This is a genomic window from Polyangium sp. 6x1 (assembly GCF_029946515.1).
GTDB lineage: Bacteria > Myxococcota_A > Polyangia > Polyangiales > Polyangiaceae > Polyangium.
The window spans coordinates 574,238-589,713 of sequence record NZ_JARZHH010000001.1 but is presented as its reverse complement, the minus strand read 5'-3'; the positions used below and the strand labels follow the sequence as shown (position 1 = coordinate 589,713).

Genomic DNA, 15,476 nt, shown 5'->3' with positions numbered 1-15,476 from the left:
GTACATCATCGGGACCATGGTGAACAGGTCGCTCCCCACGGACGCGGAGCTCGCGATCCTGCGCGTCCTCTGGCGCCGCGGCCCGTCGACGGTGCGTGAGGTCCACGAGGATCTCAAGCCCGTTCAGGGCACGGGGTACACGACGGTGCTCAAGCTCATGCAGATCATGGCCCAGAAAGGGCTCGTCGAGCGCGACGAGGCGGGCAAGAGCCACGTGTATCGAGCGATGATCCCCGAGGAACAGGCTCAAAAAGGGCTCGTGCACGACCTCGTGGAGAAAGCCTTCGGCGGCTCGGCGTCGCGGCTCGTCCTGCGCGCGCTCTCGGCCGAGCGCGCCTCCCGCGAGGAGCTCGCCGAGATTCGCGCGCTCCTCGACGACATCGAGCAAAAGAGGTCGAAATGAGCCTCGTCAACCTCGCCAGCTCGCCGTTTGTCGCGGCGCTCGGGCTCGCGCTCCTCCATTTCCTGTGGCAAGGCGCGGTGATCGCCCTCTTCCTCGGCGCGACCCTCGCAAGCCTGCCGCGCAGCCACGCCGCCGCGCGCTACACGGCCGCCTGCGCCGCGCTCGCCCTCATGGCGCTCGCGCCGCCGCTGACGTTCGCCTATTTCCACGCGGCCCTCGCTGTCGAGCCGTTCGTCCCGCCGAACCCGTGGGCCACGCTCTCGGCGCCCGCGGAGGGCAGCGGCCCGCCGCTCTGGCCCGCGATCGTCGTGATGGCGTGGTGCACGGGCGCGCTCTTCATGTCGGCCCGGATCGCGGTGGGGCTCGCGCGCCTCTCGTCCTTGATTCGCCACCACACGGTGCCCGTTTCCTCGGCGCTCACGGTTCGCTTTGACAAACTCGCCGGGCGCCTCGGCGTCCGGAAAGGCGTGCGGCTCCTCGGCTCCGATCGCGTCGACGTGCCCATGGTCGTCGGCTGGCTCCGGCCCGTCGTGCTCGTGCCGCTCGCCGCGCTCACCGATCTTCCGCCGTCTTGCCTCACGGCCCTGCTCGCGCACGAGCTCGCGCACGTGCGCAGGTTCGATTTCCTGACGAACATCCTGCAATCGATCGTCGAGGCAGCGCTCTTCTATCACCCCGCCGTCCACTGGGTCTCGCGCGTCGCGCGGAGGGAGCGCGAGCACCTCTGCGACGACGACGCCGTGGCGGCCGTCGGAGACCCGGTTCGTTATGCCCGCGCTCTCGCCGCGCTGGAGGGGATGCGCGCACGTACGCCCGAGCTCGCGCTCGGATCGAATGGAGGTTCGCTCGTCATGAGGATTCGACGTCTGATCGATGGAACCACGCCCCACGCGCCCACGGGCCGCGCGCTCGCCGCGCCTGCGCTCGCCCTCGCGAGCACGCTCGGGCTCGCCCTCGCGACGCTCGCCGCTTGTGGCGGAGAGCAACCGGCCGCCGTGGAAAAACCTGGCCTCGCCGAATCGAAGGCCCAGACGGCCGCGCTCGGCATTCCCTGGCTGCCGCCCGCCATCGCGCGCTGGGAATCGTCCATCGCCGCGTCGGCCCACAAGAGCAACGTCGATCCCGCGGCCGTCGCGATCCTCACGCTCGTCGAATCGGGCGGCGATCCGAAGGCGAAGAGCCCGGCCGGCGCCCTCGGCCTGATGCAGCTCATGCCCGGCACGGCCGTCACGGTCGCCACGGAGCTCGGCATCGCCGATCACGCCGACGAACGCCTGCTCGATCCGGCTTACAATCTCGATCTCGGCGCGTCGTACTTCGGCAAGCAGTTCGTCGAGTTTGGCAAGAAAGACCCGGCCCGCGCGTTCGAGCTCTCGGCCGCGGCGTACAATGGCGGCGAGAACCGCGTGCGCGAATGGCTCGATGGCAAGGCCGAGCTCTCCGAGGAGACCGAGAAGTACCGCGCGCTCACCACGGGCATGTGGAACGAGCGGCACGCGGCGCGCTCGACGACGTACGATACGTGGCGTGAACGCGTGCGCGGAAAGCTGGCCTCGCGCTCCTCGCACCCGCTGCCCGGCGCGCGCGTGACCTTGCATTTCGGCGACGCGACGCCCGGACAAACCAGCGCGCCGCACGACGGCGTGGACCTCGCGGCCGCGGCCGGGACGACGGTGCTCGCGCCGCTCGACGGGACGGTCGACCGTATCGAGAAGAATGCGAAAGGCGAGCCCGTGCTGGTTCTTGCGCATGGCCGCGGCATCGAGACGCGGTATCGGCACCTCGCGAACGTGAAGGCGCAGCCTGGCACGGCCGTGACGCGCGGCGACGTCCTCGGCGAAGTCGGCGCGCCCGAGGGCGGTCCGCACGTCCACTTCGAGGTGCGCGATTATGGCGAGGCGATTGATCCGGCGCGTTATCTCGGGCAAGCCGCGGCGCCCTGAGCGCAAGCTTCGTCGAGCCGCCGCCCGAGCAGCCCCGGGGTCTCGTCGGCGTCGCGGCAATGGGAGAAGGGGTAGGTTCGTCCGCCGTCGCGACACGTGAAGAAGTCGCCCGACGTGGTGCCCAGCGTATCCACGCGCCCGTCGGCCATGACGAACGCCGCGCCGGGTCGATCGAGCATGCCGAAGCTTGCAATGACGCGGATGGGATCGAACGGCCCGGACGGCTCGGAGACCCTGCAGACCGCGTCCCAGCAAGCGAGCTCGAACGCGGGGAGCGGCGTCTCCCCGTCCTCCCCCCAGGGCCGAATCGGCGCGTTCGGATCCCCGCCGAGCAGGCCCATGTAAGCCTCTTCGGTCTCGGGTTCGAGTTTGCCCGTGGCGAGGTCGAGCAGAAAGACACGTCCCCCCGCGGTTTCGAGCTGCGCTTTTTCTTTTCCCTCGTACGCCTTGACGAACGTGATGGCCTTGCCCCCGGTGCGCACCACGCGCTGCGTTTTTCCGGTCAAACTCTCAGCGATCATCACCTCCCCGCGCCGCGTCCCGACGAGGACCCGAGCCCCCGTGCTGTCGAACGCCACGACGCTCGCGGGGCCGTTCGTCCGGAAGGAATGGCGCGGCTTCAGCGTCGTGCCTTGCCGCTCCCATACGACCGCCGCGCCGGCCTCGTCGACCGTGGCCACGGTACCGTTTCCATGGATCGCGAGCGAGGACAAGCGCGGCAGCGGGCCGTTGGTCAAGACGATCGGTTGTCCTGTACGCACATTCCAGATCCGCGCCGTGCCATCATCCCACCTCGCGCCGAGCAGCACGGCGCCGTCCGCGAGCGGGCCCACGCCGAACACCTGGCCGTCCAGGTGTGGGCCGAACGTCAGCGCGCCGGCCGTGAGATCGCCCGGGCGTCGCAGAAAGACGTGCGAGCCCAGGGCCGCGAGGACACGAGCCCCCTCCGGCGATAGCGCGGCCACGGCCTCGACGTACGGACGTTCGGGCGGAGGGACGGTGAAGGAGCGCGAGCCATGCCTCACGGTCGCCACGTCCTCCTTTTGCAAGACATCGACGACCTGCCCGTCCGACGCCACGCCGATGAACCTGGCGTCCGGACGAACCTGCCCGAGGCGCACCGGCGGAGCCCCCGAGACGGGGACGCCGAAGACCTGCCCGTCCTCCATCGCGGCAATGAGGCGCTCGCCCTGGAAACGCAGGCTCCGCGGCGCACCGGAGGGGCTCGCGAGCTCGCCAACGACGCGCCCGTCGGGCAAACCTCGCAATTGGATCCGACCGTCCTTCGTGCCGAGCGCCAGCGTGCTCCCGTCCTCCGAGAGCGCCATGGCGGTGAAGGAAGGATCCATGAACGTGACGAGCGGCTCGCCCGAGGGGAGCTTCCGCAGGACGATTTTGCCGTCCGGGAAAGCGCCCACGGCCACGGCATTTTTTGCGACCGAGAGCCGGAGCCCGCCATACCCGGAAGGCGGCTCGATATCGAAGGCATGGGACTCGCCCGTGCGTGGATCGAGCAGCGCGAGCGTCGCAGCGGGGCCGCCGAAACCACCCATTCCACGCCTGGCTACGATCGCCAGGGTCTCGCCCGAAGGCGTGAAGGCCATTTCGTCGAGGCGGAGGTCGTGGAAACGAAGCGAGGCGATCTCGTCACCCGCCGCGCCCGTGTGCACGGTGACCTCGACATTCGTGTAGCCGAAGCACCCGGCCGCCGCGGATTCATGGTCCGCGACGGCCACGAGCGCGCCGCCGGCCGACACCGCCACACCGGCGATCTCCTCGAAATCGTGCGCCAACTGCACGCTACGGCGCGAGGGCCAGGCGTTCCCGGCAGGCGACGCGCTCTCGTTCGGCGCAGCCTGAGCCGATACCACCGGCCGAGGCGCGGGCTCCGCGACCTTTTGCGCCGCTCGTCCCGCACACCCCACGGCAAGCAAGACAGCAGCGAGCGCTGGAAACAAAAGCGAACGGGGGCGCATGGTCCTTCTAGTCCGATGCGCCCCCGTCCTTGGGTCGTGGCAGGGAATTACTTCTTCGGCTTCACGAACTTGAGCGTCATGCGATCGCTCTCGCCGATGGCCATGTACTTGTCCTTGTCCTTGTCGCCGAGCTCCAGCGTGGGCGGCAGGGTCCAGACGCCTTCGGGGTAGTCCTTCGTGTCCTTCGGGTTCGCGTTGACCTCGGACTTGCCCTCGAGCTTGAAGCCCGCGGCCTCGGCCTGCTTGATCACGAACGCCTCGGGCAGGTAGCCCTGCTCCGCGCTCTTGTCCGGGTCCGCGTCGGCCTTGGCGCGGTGCTGCTCGATGCCGAGCACGCCGCCGGGCTTCAGCGCCTTGAACGCCTCCGCGAGGAAGCCGGGCAGGAGTTTGTCGCGGTGCAGGCCGTGGAGCGACCGCATCACGATCACGACGTCGACCTTGTTCTCCAGGCCGAACTTCGGGTTCTTGCCGTCGATCACGATCCGGTCGACCTTGCTGTAGAGCTCGGGCGCGCGATCGAGGAAGCGCGCGAGGCGCTGGCCGTAGAACGTGCTGCGCGCGTCGGCCGGGCCCTTCGGGTCGGTCGTCGTGACGAGCAGCTTGCCCTGCGTCGCCAGCGTCGGCGCGAGGATCTCCGTCCACCAGCCCTCACCGGGGCCGTATTCGAGCACCGTCAGCTTCGGCGTGACGCCGAAGAACTTCAGCGTCTCCTGCGGGTGGCGGTACTTGTCGCGCTCGGCGTTCTTGGGCGCGCGGTGCTTGCCCGCGAGCACGGCCTTGAGCGCGGCGTCGAGCGACGCGTACTTCGCCTCGGCGAGCTTCTTCGCCTCGGCGTGGATCTCCGGCGTGAAGCGCGTGTCCTCGGCCTTGGCCTCGGTCTCCCACTTCGCGCGGTCGGCGGCGAGCTCCTGGGCCGCCTTGGCCTTCTTGAGCTCCTCGGGCGAGGGCTCCTTCGCGGCCGTCGGCGCGGCCGTCGGCGTTGCCGTGGGCGCGGCTTCCGGCGTGGCCGTGGGCGCGGCCGTCGGGGCGGTCTCGGTGGTCTTCCCCTCGGGGTTTTCGGCCTCCGGCGTCGCGGGACCACAAGCGAGCATGGGCGCGGCCAGGAGGGCCAGCGCGAGCAGTCGTCGTTTCATGGGGCGCATGCTTGCCCCAACGGAAACAGGAAGGCAATGGGGCCGCAGTTTCGTGTTGCCACGCCGCGCCATCCCAGTAGAGTGGAATTATGTCCACACTTACTGAAAACAAGATGCTTGTGTGCGTGCTCTCGTTTTCTTTGGCCGCGTTTGGCGCCCTCGCAGGTTGCGGGAGCGACAGTGGTGGCCTCGGCACGTGCCCGCCCGACTCGAGCGCGCAGCAGGCGGCGGGCCTGAAGGTGATCGCCAATTCCTGCACGGTGTGCCACAACCCGAATTACGCGATGGGGACGCCGGCGGGTGGGTTGGATTTCACGTCGGCGGACGAGGTCAAGGCCGAGGCGGCGGAGATGTATGCCGAGGCCGAGGAAGGCGCGATGCCCCCGACCGGCAAGCTGAGCGAGGCCGACCTCGAAGCGCTGCGGGTCCATCTGGCCTGCACGCAGTAGGCGTCGCTCAGTCGTTCGCCACGTCGAGCACGCCCGCCATGAACCGGACGAGCTCCCATTGCTGCGCGACCGACGGCTCTCCGCGGAGCTCGACGTGCTCGACGGCCGGCGTCACGAGCGCGGCGCGGAGGAGCGCCGGCGGGACGTCGTGCGAGAGCCATTCCGTCTCCGAAGCAGGAATCACCGAATCCGTCGCGCCGTGAAGCAAGAATACGGGGGCGCGCAGACCGCCGAGGTGCCCCGCGGGCGAGACCGAGAGCGCCTGCTCCGGGTGTTTCGTGATCTCGTCGATGAGCGCCGGCACGTCGGCTTTCCCTTCGAGCAATGCCTCCACCTTGGCCCGCGCCTCGGTCGAGAGCGCCGCGAGCTTCGCCTTCGAGGCCTCGCGATCGTCCCAGAGCCAGAGCCGGATCGCGTCGCGCGCCGCGGCCGCGTCAGCCGGCGGGACCAGGGCCTCGACGTGCGAATAAAGCAGGACCAGCGCGCCATACGGGTGCGCGGCGAGCGCCTCCTTGTGCCCGTCCGGCCACGAGGTCTGGTTCGTCTTGAAAAACTCGAGCACACGCCGCATGTCGTGGTGCGCCCCGATCGCCACGACGAACCCGATGTCCTCGGCGAACGCCCCGTCCGCCGCGGCGCGGAGCGCGAGTCCGCCCGCGAAGCTCATGCCCATGAGGCCCACGGGCTTGCCGCCGAGGCGCTCGCGCAGCGAATGCGCGGCCGCGCCGAGCGTCTCGATCGAGGCCGGATCGATTCGATAATCGGCGATCTCCTTCACCTCGGGCGTGAGCACGACGACGCCCGAAGCCGCGATCGCGCGGGCGAACCGCATGAGGCGTGGCTCGTCGATGGCGAGGCGATGCACGCCGTGCACGATCACCACGCCCGGCGCATTCCCGACGCCGACGGGCGAATACATACGCGCTCGTACGGATCCACGCGCGGAGGGCACCTCGGTCAGGCTCTCGTCGAGCGCGTGTTTTCCGTACTCAGGCAGGAACCCTTGCGCCCGTTCGTCCGCGAAGCGCAGGAGGAGCGAGGCCGCGCGCAGGTGCCGATCCGCGGGCCGCGCGAAGAGCACGAGGGCCACGAGGAGCACGAGGAGCACGGCGCGCCCGATGTTCCGTCGCTTTCGAGGCGCCTCCGCCGCCTTCGTCTCGGTCATCGCGGAGGCAGCGTAGCAGGGCGGCGCGCCGTCCGCGGTGCGGGTTTCGTTCGAGGTCGAAAGGAACGAGGTGACGTTCGCCATGGCCTCCATCGTGGGGCCCGAACGAGGAGGGGGCCTGTGCCACAGGTCATGGTCCTCCGTCGATTTCCACCATGACTTTCGGCACAGGCGCGCGTGAGAGGCGCTACGATGCGCCGCGCATGGACCGGCCGCCGCCCACCCGGAGCTTGCTCTTCGTCGCGGGAACGCTGGCGTGGGCCGCGATCGCCCAGCCGTTCCTGCTGCCGCTCGCGCGGGACCCGGCGAGCCTGCGCGATTCGACCGTGGCCGCGAGCTTTGCGGCGCACGCGGCGTATCTCGGCGCGTTCCTCACGAGCGCATCAAGGCTCGACAGGCTCGGGCCGACGAGCCGGATCGTGCTGCTCGTGGTGCAATCGATCTCCGCGCTCGTGCTCGTGCACCTCCGGAACCTGTGGCTCGAAGCGGGGCTCTTGGCGATCGTCGCGGCGCAGGCGTCCTTGCTCCTGTCGCGAGGCGCGGCGCTCGGCTGGGTCGCGGCGCAGACCGTGGCGATCTTCCCATTTTACGTGGGGCGCGCCGATGTGGCGCAGGCGGCGTTCTGGACGGCTGGCGTCCTCGGTTTTCAGCTCTTCGCGACCACGATCGGAACGGTGGCGCGGCACGAGGCGGCCGCGCGCGTCGAGCTCTCCCGCGTCAACGCCGAGCTCCGCGCCGCGCAGGTGATGCTCGCCGAGAGCGCGCGCACGGCCGAGCGGCTGCACATCGCGCGCGAATTGCACGACGCCGTCGGCCATCACCTCACGGCGATGAGCATCCACCTGGATCTCGCGCGCCGCACCTCGCCCGGCGAAGAGGCCCTCGCGCGGGCGCACGAGCTCGCGAAGAGCACGCTCTCCGAGGTGCGCGGCGTCGTGCGCGCGATGCGCGAGGAGCGCACGCTCGACCTGCCGCGCGCGATCGAGGCGCTCGCCGCGGGGCTGCCGCGTCCGCGGGTGCACGTCGATCTCGCCGAGGGGCTCGTGATCGAGGACGATGCCCTGGCCCACGCGCTCTTTCGTGGCGTGCAGGAGGCGATCACGAATGCGGCGCGCCATGGCCATGCGGAAAACCTCTGGATTCGTCTCGCCGAGGGGCCGGAGGGCGTCGTGCTCGAAGCGCGCGACGACGGGCGGGGCGCGGAGGGCGCCGCCGAGGGCAGCGGCCTTTCGGGCCTGCGCGAGCGGATCGAGGCGCTCGGCGGGGCCTTGACCGTGACGCCCGGTTTGGGCAAAGGATTCGAATGGCGCGCGGTCGTCCCGCCGCGCCAAAGGACGATGGCTGCGCCGTGATTCACGTCTTGCTCGCGGACGATCAGACGCTCGTGCGGCAGGGCATCAAGAGCCTGCTCGCGCTCACGCCCGACATCCGGGTCGCCGCGGAGGCGAGCGACGGAGAGGAGGCGCTCGCGATCGTGGCGACGACCGCGCTCGACGTGCTCCTGCTCGACGTACGAATGCCGCGAAAAACAGGGCTCGACGTGCTCACGGCGCTCCGCGGAAAGCCCAAGGTGCCGCCCACGATCTTGCTCACGACGTTCGACGACGACGCCGTCGCCGCGGCGGGGATTCGCCTCGGCGCGCGGGGGTTTTTGCTGAAGGACATTGGCCTCGAGCAGCTCGCCGAGGCGATCCGCGCGGTGGCTTCGGGCGGGACGCTCTGGAACCCGGCGATCACCGAGCGCGTCTTGCGCGGGCTCGATCGCTTGAAGCCGGACGTCCCTGTGATCGTGCCGCCCACCGCGCTCACGGCGCGCGAGGTCGAGGTCCTGCGCCTGATGGCCTCGGGGGCGAGCAACCGCGAGATCGCCGAGATGCTGGGCACGGCCGAGGGCACCGTGAAAAACCACGCGTCGAGCATCTTCTCGAAGCTCGGCGTGCGCGATCGGACGAAGGCCGTGCTCCGGGCGATCGAGCTCGGGTATATCTAGCGAGGGGCTTCAGGGCCGCGACAGGTATGCCACCATGAAGCACATCTCCTGGTTCGTCCCCTCGCCCCAGGCGACGTCGAGCGGCGGGAAATGCGACTGTCCTTTCGACGTCGCGGAGTTGTCCCAGGTGCATTCGGTGACGAGCCGCTGCCCCGGCTGCCACTGGAGTGGCTTGTCGAACACGTAGAGCGCCTGGTGGTGGAAATCGTAATCGCCTCGCGCGACGCACGCGCCCGCGCCCGCGTCGTCCTCGATCCACGCGTTGTAGGAGCGGCCGAGCAGGTGCATGTGCGGGAGCAGGCCGTAAATCGTGGTCGGCCCGTCCTCGTTCGTGATCACGCTTCGCTCGACGTGCTTCGAGACGCCCGCGGGGATCGAGAACGGCACCGGGCCGAAGACGTCCATGAAGACCTCGGCCTTGGGCGCCTCCGTCGCGAGGCGCATCCGGTAGGCCGACCGATCGAGCGCGCCTGGTTTGGGGGAGTAATAATGCATTTGCATCACGATCTGCTCGCCGGGATCGAGCCGGATGCCCGTGTCCTTCGGCAGCTCCATCACGGAGACGCCCGGCGCGAAGGCGTGTAGGAGTTGCCAGTCGAGCTCCAGCACCGGATTCCGACAAGAGAAAGCCTTTGTGCCCGGCGGGACGCCGTACCCCGCGCCCGCGTCGTGCCCCGCGTCGCGGTAGAGCCCGATGTGGTGCACGACGAGCGGATCGCCGGGCACGGCCTCGAGCGCCTTGATCCACGTGGGCGCCGCGAGCGGATTGTCGAGCACGACGCACCAGTATTCGTTGCCGTCGTCGTCCGGGGTGACCTCGTGGGCCTCGGGCATTTCGAGCACGAGGTCCGGGTCGTCGATATGTGCGAGGCCGTTCGGCTTCGACGTCGCCTCGCTCGGATCGCCGAGCGGCGCGCCCGCGTCGGCCCATGCGCGAAAGCGCGCGCGCTCCTCGGCGCCGAGGTACATCCTGTCCGCGCCCGCATAAGGCTGGCACGAAGGATCGAGCGCGGGGGGCGGCATTTCGCCCGCCTCCACGCGTGCGGCCATCGTGGTGGCGAGGGCCCGCGCCGTCGCGGCGTCTCGCAGGTTCACCCGTCCCACGCCGGTCCCGTCGTGGCACGCGGCGCACGATCGATCGACCAGCGGCTGGATGTCCCGATACCACGTCGGCGCGCTCTCCGGCTCGGCGCCGCACGCCGCCATCGAAGCGGCCACACATCCCACGAAGACGACCTCGGATGCCCGCCTTTTCCAGGCGTTTTGTTCGCTCATGACGCACCTCTCCCGCCTGCGTGCTCGCGACGCAGCCGGTTCAAACGGTTGTTTCAAACAGTTGTTTGATCGCCCCGGTTCGTTCAACGGGGAGCAGGATTTCGACGCTCGTCACGGGAGGGGGCTCGACCGGCTCGCGGGATCTGGGCTAAAACGAGAGGCCGTGATGGACAGCGAGCAGGGCCGCGGCGCGCGCGAGCGGATCATCGAGGCCGCGATCGAGGTCGTCGAGCGGGAAGGGATCGAGGCCCTCACGGTGCGCGCGATCGCCCTCGGAGCGGGCGTGAACGTGGCCGCGATCAACTACTATTTCGGCAGCAAAGAGAAGCTCGTCGAGGAGGTGCTCGCGCGCACGCTGGAGAATGGGCTCGGCGAGCAGCTCCGCGAGCTCGACGCGCTCGTCGAGGCCGAAGGCGGGGACGTCCGCGCCGCGCTCGAGCGCTTCCTGCCGGCGTTCTTGCCGGACGCCGTCCGGTACCCGCGCCTCAGCGCGGCCCATTTGCACGACGCCATCGCGCGCCAGGACTACACGGGTCCGGCGGTCCAGCGGTATCGCGATTTCCTCGAAGGGTTTTTCCGCAGCGTGCGCCCCGCCTTGCCGGCGGGCTCGGAGGAAGAGCAACGCCTGCGCGTCGCCGCATTCTGGTCGGCCATTCACATGGTCTGCCTCGCGCCGCGCCTTTGCGAGGGGTTCGTTCCCCGTGGCCTCCACGAGCCTTCCGGGGCCGCGTCGTTTGCGCGCCTGCTCGTCCGGCAGCTCCTCGGCGATCGCCCTGAAGCGCAGAGCCGCCCACGAGGCCCGCGGCGGCGGCGTGCTCCTGCCTGAAGGCGATTGGGCCCATCCGCAGCGTCACGAAGCGCTTCCCAACGGCAGCACGAACCTCCATACTCGCGCCGATGGCCATGAAGAGCGACACCGGGAGAGTCTCGCGACGTGCGCTCCTGGCCGGCGGCGCGCTCGCCGCCATCAGCGCCGGATGCAGCGTTTTACCGGCCGAGGCGCCCCGCGCGCCGCCGGAGCGCCGGAGGCTCAGGGACCTCGGCATCGCGATCGGCTCGCTCACGCCCGGCCGCTGGAATGCGATCACCGACGTGCCCGGCGTGCGCGTGGGGCACTTGACGCGAATCGAGGGCGAAGGCCCGCTCGTGCCCGGCCGCGGTCCAATCCGCACCGGCGTGACCGTGATCATGCCCGGCGACGACGTTTGGCGCGCCAATGTCCCCGCGGCGCGCTTCACGCTGAATGGCAATGGCGAGCTCACAGGGGTCTCCACGGTCGATCGGCGCGGCCTTTTGGAGACGCCGATCTTCCTGACCGACACCTCGAACATCGGCCGCGTGATGGACGGGGCGCTCGCGTGGATGCTCGATACCTACCCGGAGATCGGCGACAGCGCGCCCGTGCCCACGCCGATCGTGGGCGAGACCTGGGCGGCGTTCCTTCATGACGCCGAGGGGCGGCACATCACGGAGGAGCACGTGCGCGAGGCGATCTCGGCGGCGCGCAGCGGGCCCGTCGCGGAGGGGGCCGTGGGCGGCGGCACGGGCATGTTGTGTTACGAATTCAAGGGCGGCATCGGGACCGCGTCGAGGCGCCTGCCTGCCGCGATGGGGAATTACACGCTCGGCGTGCTCGTGCAGGCGAACCACGGCAGGAGGGCGCAGCTCCGGATCGACGGGGTGCCGGTGGGGCGCGAGATCACCGAGGGAATGCCTTACGAGGGCCGGAAGTCGAAATCGATTTTGATCATCGGCGCCACGGACGCGCCGATGACGCCGGTGCAGCTCGGCCGCCTCGCGAAGCGAATGGCGCTCGGGCTCGCGCGGACCGGCGCGGTGTCGATGCACGGCTCGGGGGATCTCCTCCTGTTCTTTTCGACGGGCATGCGCGTACGGCGCGGGGCGAGCTCGACGGTGGCGCCCGTCTGGAATGACGAGCACATCAGCGTGGCGCACGAGGCGGCGGTCGAGGCCACGGAGGAGGCCGTGCTCAATGCCCTCGTGATGGCCCGGACGATGACCGGCATCGACGGGAACACGGCGTACGCATTGCCGCTCGACCGGCTGCCGGAGATCATGCGCAAGTACGGCCGCCCGATTCCCGGGCGCTAGGAGCCACGCGGAGAACCATGCCGGCCGATCGCACGTCACGCAATTCGATCACCGACGTCTCCGGCGTCGAGGTCGCGCACCTGACCGTGGCCGAGGGCGACGTGCAGACGGGCGTGACCGTGGTTTCACCGTGCCCGCCGTCCGTGCGTCATCGCAAGTTTTCCCTCGGCGCGTACGCGGCCGGCGGAGGGCTCGCGTGGACGGGGGTGGAGGTGGCGGAGGATTTCGGGACGTTCGCCTCCCCGATCGTCCTTTGCAATGCGACGAGCGTGGGCGCGGCCTACGACGCATTGATCACGCGGGGGCACAAGCGGGATCCGGAGCTGCCGGTCGACGATGGATGGCCGCCCGTCGTCGTGGGAATGGACGATGGGTATTTGAACGATCTCCGTCGTCGGCGCGTGAAACACGACGACGTGCTCGCGGCCTGCGAAGCGGCGCGCGGCGAAGCGCCGGCCTGCGGGAGCGTGGGCGTGGGCCGCGGCCTCGTGGCGCTCGGGTTCAAGGGAGGCGTGGGGGACGCTTTGGCCGAGGCGCGCGTCGGGAAGGATGCATTCGTCGTGGGCGTGCTCCTCGCGGCGAACGGCGGGGCGCCGCGCGGGGCGGGCGCGGCGCGCGCGGTCTCGCCCGGATTCGTGGCGATCGTCGCGACGGACGCGCCGCTCTTTCCCGCCGAGCTTCGCTTGCTCGGCGAGGCGGCCCTGCGGGGACTCGATGCGGCCGTGACGATCGGCGCCGAGGAGGGGCGGCTCGCGCTCGCGTTTTCGGTGGCGAATACGATCGACGGATCCCTCACGGCGCCGCCCGGTCGGCTTTACGAGGCGCGCAGGCTCGGCGACGACGCGCTCGGCCCGCTCTTCGACGCGGCAGCCCGCGCGGCACGGGCGGCGCTGGGAAAAGCGCTCGGGGAAGCGACGGCGGTGACGGGGCGGAAGGGGCGCACGGTCGAAAAGGCGCCTGCCGGGATTTGGGCCGTCGACCATTGAATGCTTTTGCCCGCGCGGGGCTTCACGGGGTCCTTGACGGGCCTGCCGATCTGGCGTCTCCTGTCCGTCCGGGCCCGAGATAACAAATCGGGAGATTCGGGGCGGAGGCGGCGATGAGGACGATGTCGAGGTTTCGGGCAGCGAGCGTGGCGGCGGTCCAGGGCGCGCTCGTCCTGTGCGTCGCGTTCGCGACATGGACGTGCGGACAGGATTCCCAGGGCAGCGGGGCCTCGGGCGCCGGCGCGAGCGGCGGCGCCGGTGGCGCGGGCGGCGCGGGCGGTGACGGGGCCGTGTTTTTCGACGGCGGGCCCGACGCGAACGGGACCCTCGGCTGTAGCCCCGATTTGCGCTCGATCGTCGACGAGGCCGGGCAGGTCGTCTCGGTTTGTCCCGCCGATCAGGGCTGCCTCGACGGGGCGTGCGCGCCCGCGTGCGCCGCCGCCGCCGAGAGCAAAGGCAACGTCGGCTGCGATTTCCGCGTCACGACCGCCGGCTCCTACCCTCCGGCGCTCCCGCCTTGTTTTGCGGTTTTCCTGACGAACACCTGGCCCCGGCCCGCGAAGGTCTCCGTCACGCGCGGCGGGCAATCGTTCGACGTGACGACGTTCGGCAGGATTCCCAAGAACGGCATGCCCGAGTCGTCGTGGCCCGCGGTGCCGGCGGAGGGCATCCCCGAGGGCGAGGTCGCGGTGCTTTTCCTCTCGCACGACCCGAATTCGATCATGCCCGAGACGGGCAAACCGCTGACCTGCCCGGTGCCGCCTGCGATCGCCGCGCCGACGCTCGTCGCGGGCACGGGCCGCGGCGAGGCGTTCCATATCGTCTCCGATACGCCCGTGAGCGCGTACGACATTCTCCCGTATGGCGGCGCCGAGTCGTTTTTCCCGAGCGCCGAGCTTCTCTTCCCGACCTCGGCGTGGGGCACGAACTACATCGTGATGGCCACGCCCCAGGGCACGGCCACGCCGCCGGGGCCGCTCTTCGCGCACGTCCTCGCGACCGAGGACGGCACGAAGGTCGACCTCCTGCCGACCGTCGACCTGCCCGCGGGCGCCGATTTCCCCGCGGCGCCGAAGGGAATGCCGGCGAGCTTCACGCTCTCGGCCGGGGAGTATCTGCAATGGGAGCTCCCGGCGAGCTCGTCGGATCCCTCCGGGAGTGTGGTCCTCAGCGACAAACCCGTCGCGGTGGTCACCGGAAACCGCTTCTTCCGGCTGCAGCCCGTGCCGGGGCCCGGCGGCGAGGCCACGCACCAGCAGATCTTGCCGGTCTCGGCGCTCGCGAACGAATACGTGGCCGCACCCTACGAGACGCGCAGGAAGGATCTCCAGCCCGAGAACATCCATTACCGCATGGTCGGCGTCGCGGACGGGACGACGCTCGCGTTCGATCCGCCCGTCGGCGGGGCGCCCGCGGCGCTCGCGCAGGGCCAGATCGCTGATTTCCAGGCGACCGGCCCGTTCCGCGTGTCGAGCCAGGACGCGGCGCATCCCTTCTCGATCGCCCAGATCATGGATACCTGCAACATCCCGGGCGGCACGCGCGAGGGCGCGACGGCGCCGAATTTCGAGAAGAACCTCGGCGACGAGGAATTCGTGATCATGCTGCCGCCCGAGCAGTTCCTCTCGAACTACGTCTTTTTCACGGATCCCGCCTATCCGACGACGAACCTCACGCTCACACGGGTGAAGACGAGCAAGGGTTTTTCCGAGGTCACCGTCGATTGCCTGGGCGTGATCTCCGGCTGGAAGCCGGTCGGGTCGGACGGACGATTCGAGGTGACGACCGTCGATCTGATGCGCGCCGAGATCGGCGTGAACGGCTGCCAGAACGGCCGGCATACGGCCAAGAGCGACGGGCCGTTCGGCCTCGTGGTCTGGGGCCTCGACAGCTACTCGTCGTATGCGTATCCCGCCGGCGGATACGCCGTCACCATCACGGACGTGGTGATCCCGCCCGTGCCCAAATGAACGAACCGTCATGCGCGCGAAGCGTTCGCCCGGCCCCGACGACCGGAAGGGGTGGGCCCGCCCGCGCCCCTCGC

13 protein-coding genes are annotated in these 15,476 nt (G+C 70.1%); 9 read left to right on the top strand and 4 right to left on the bottom strand.

Annotated features, from left to right (window positions below; translation table 11 throughout):
- The first annotated feature begins 16 nt into the window (after positions 1–16).
- Entirely contained in the window at positions 17–403 is a 387-nt protein-coding gene (locus QHF85_RS02335) for a BlaI/MecI/CopY family transcriptional regulator (RefSeq protein WP_281325364.1), read from the top strand.
- The gene (locus QHF85_RS02330; protein WP_281325363.1) at positions 400–2,346 is read left to right on the top strand and encodes a peptidoglycan DD-metalloendopeptidase family protein; all 1,947 of its coding nucleotides are present in this window, start codon (positions 400–402) and stop codon (positions 2,344–2,346) included. The genes QHF85_RS02335 and QHF85_RS02330 overlap by 4 nt, the downstream gene beginning before the upstream one ends.
- Here QHF85_RS02330 and QHF85_RS02325 read toward each other — a convergent pair.
- Both QHF85_RS02325 and QHF85_RS02320 read right to left on the bottom strand, forming a co-directional pair.
- A complete protein-coding gene (locus QHF85_RS02325) occupies positions 2,319–4,145 on the bottom strand; it encodes a WD40 repeat domain-containing protein (RefSeq protein ID WP_281325362.1) in 1,827 nt (608 codons plus the stop codon). The genes QHF85_RS02330 and QHF85_RS02325 overlap by 28 nt on opposite strands.
- Positions 4,146–4,369: 224 nt before the next feature.
- Positions 4,370–5,455, bottom strand: a complete 1,086-nt coding sequence (locus QHF85_RS02320; protein ID WP_281325361.1) for a methyltransferase domain-containing protein — start codon at positions 5,453–5,455, stop codon at positions 4,370–4,372.
- Between the two features lie 125 nt (positions 5,456–5,580).
- Here QHF85_RS02320 and QHF85_RS02315 point away from each other — a divergent pair, with 125 nt between their 5' ends.
- On the top strand, positions 5,581–5,904 hold the full coding sequence (locus QHF85_RS02315; RefSeq protein ID WP_281325360.1) for a c-type cytochrome: 324 nt from the start codon (positions 5,581–5,583) through the stop codon (positions 5,902–5,904).
- A 7-nt stretch (positions 5,905–5,911) separates the two neighbouring features.
- Here QHF85_RS02315 and QHF85_RS02310 read toward each other — a convergent pair whose 3' ends face one another.
- Positions 5,912–7,153: a hypothetical protein gene (locus tag QHF85_RS02310; protein ID WP_281325359.1), complete on the bottom strand. Its 1,242-nt coding sequence runs from the start codon at positions 7,151–7,153 to the stop codon at positions 5,912–5,914.
- Positions 7,154–7,272: 119 nt separating this feature from the next.
- Here QHF85_RS02310 and QHF85_RS02305 point away from each other — a divergent pair, with 119 nt between their 5' ends.
- Together QHF85_RS02305 and QHF85_RS02300 are read left to right on the top strand one after the other, a co-directional pair.
- Complete coding sequence (locus QHF85_RS02305) at positions 7,273–8,421, top strand: sensor histidine kinase (RefSeq protein WP_281325358.1); 1,149 nt, start codon at positions 7,273–7,275, stop codon at positions 8,419–8,421.
- Positions 8,418–9,059 carry a response regulator transcription factor gene (locus QHF85_RS02300; protein ID WP_281325357.1) on the top strand — a complete coding sequence of 214 codons (642 nt, stop codon included), beginning with the start codon at positions 8,418–8,420 and terminating at the stop codon, positions 9,057–9,059. Before QHF85_RS02305 ends, QHF85_RS02300 begins: the two co-directional genes overlap by 4 nt.
- Before the next feature lie 9 nt (positions 9,060–9,068).
- Here the strand turns inward: QHF85_RS02300 and QHF85_RS02295 are convergent, their stop codons facing one another.
- Positions 9,069–10,334, bottom strand: coding sequence for a hypothetical protein (locus QHF85_RS02295; RefSeq protein ID WP_281325356.1), 1,266 nt, complete (start codon positions 10,332–10,334; stop codon positions 9,069–9,071).
- Between the two features lie 166 nt (positions 10,335–10,500).
- Between QHF85_RS02295 and QHF85_RS02290 the strand changes: the two genes are divergently transcribed.
- From QHF85_RS02290 to QHF85_RS02275, 4 genes are all read left to right on the top strand, one after another.
- The gene (locus QHF85_RS02290) at positions 10,501–11,160 is read left to right on the top strand and encodes a TetR family transcriptional regulator (RefSeq protein WP_281325355.1); all 660 of its coding nucleotides are present in this window, start codon (positions 10,501–10,503) and stop codon (positions 11,158–11,160) included.
- Positions 11,161–11,231: 71 nt separating this feature from the next.
- Positions 11,232–12,446, top strand: a complete 1,215-nt coding sequence (locus tag QHF85_RS02285) for a P1 family peptidase (protein WP_281325354.1) — start codon at positions 11,232–11,234, stop codon at positions 12,444–12,446.
- A gap of 17 nt (positions 12,447–12,463) precedes the next feature.
- Positions 12,464–13,432: a P1 family peptidase gene (locus QHF85_RS02280; protein ID WP_281325353.1), complete on the top strand. Its 969-nt coding sequence runs from the start codon at positions 12,464–12,466 to the stop codon at positions 13,430–13,432.
- 122 nt (positions 13,433–13,554) lie between these two features.
- Positions 13,555–15,402 carry an IgGFc-binding protein gene (locus tag QHF85_RS02275; protein WP_281325352.1) on the top strand — a complete coding sequence of 616 codons (1,848 nt, stop codon included), beginning with the start codon at positions 13,555–13,557 and terminating at the stop codon, positions 15,400–15,402.
- Positions 15,403–15,476: the final 74 nt, after the last annotated feature.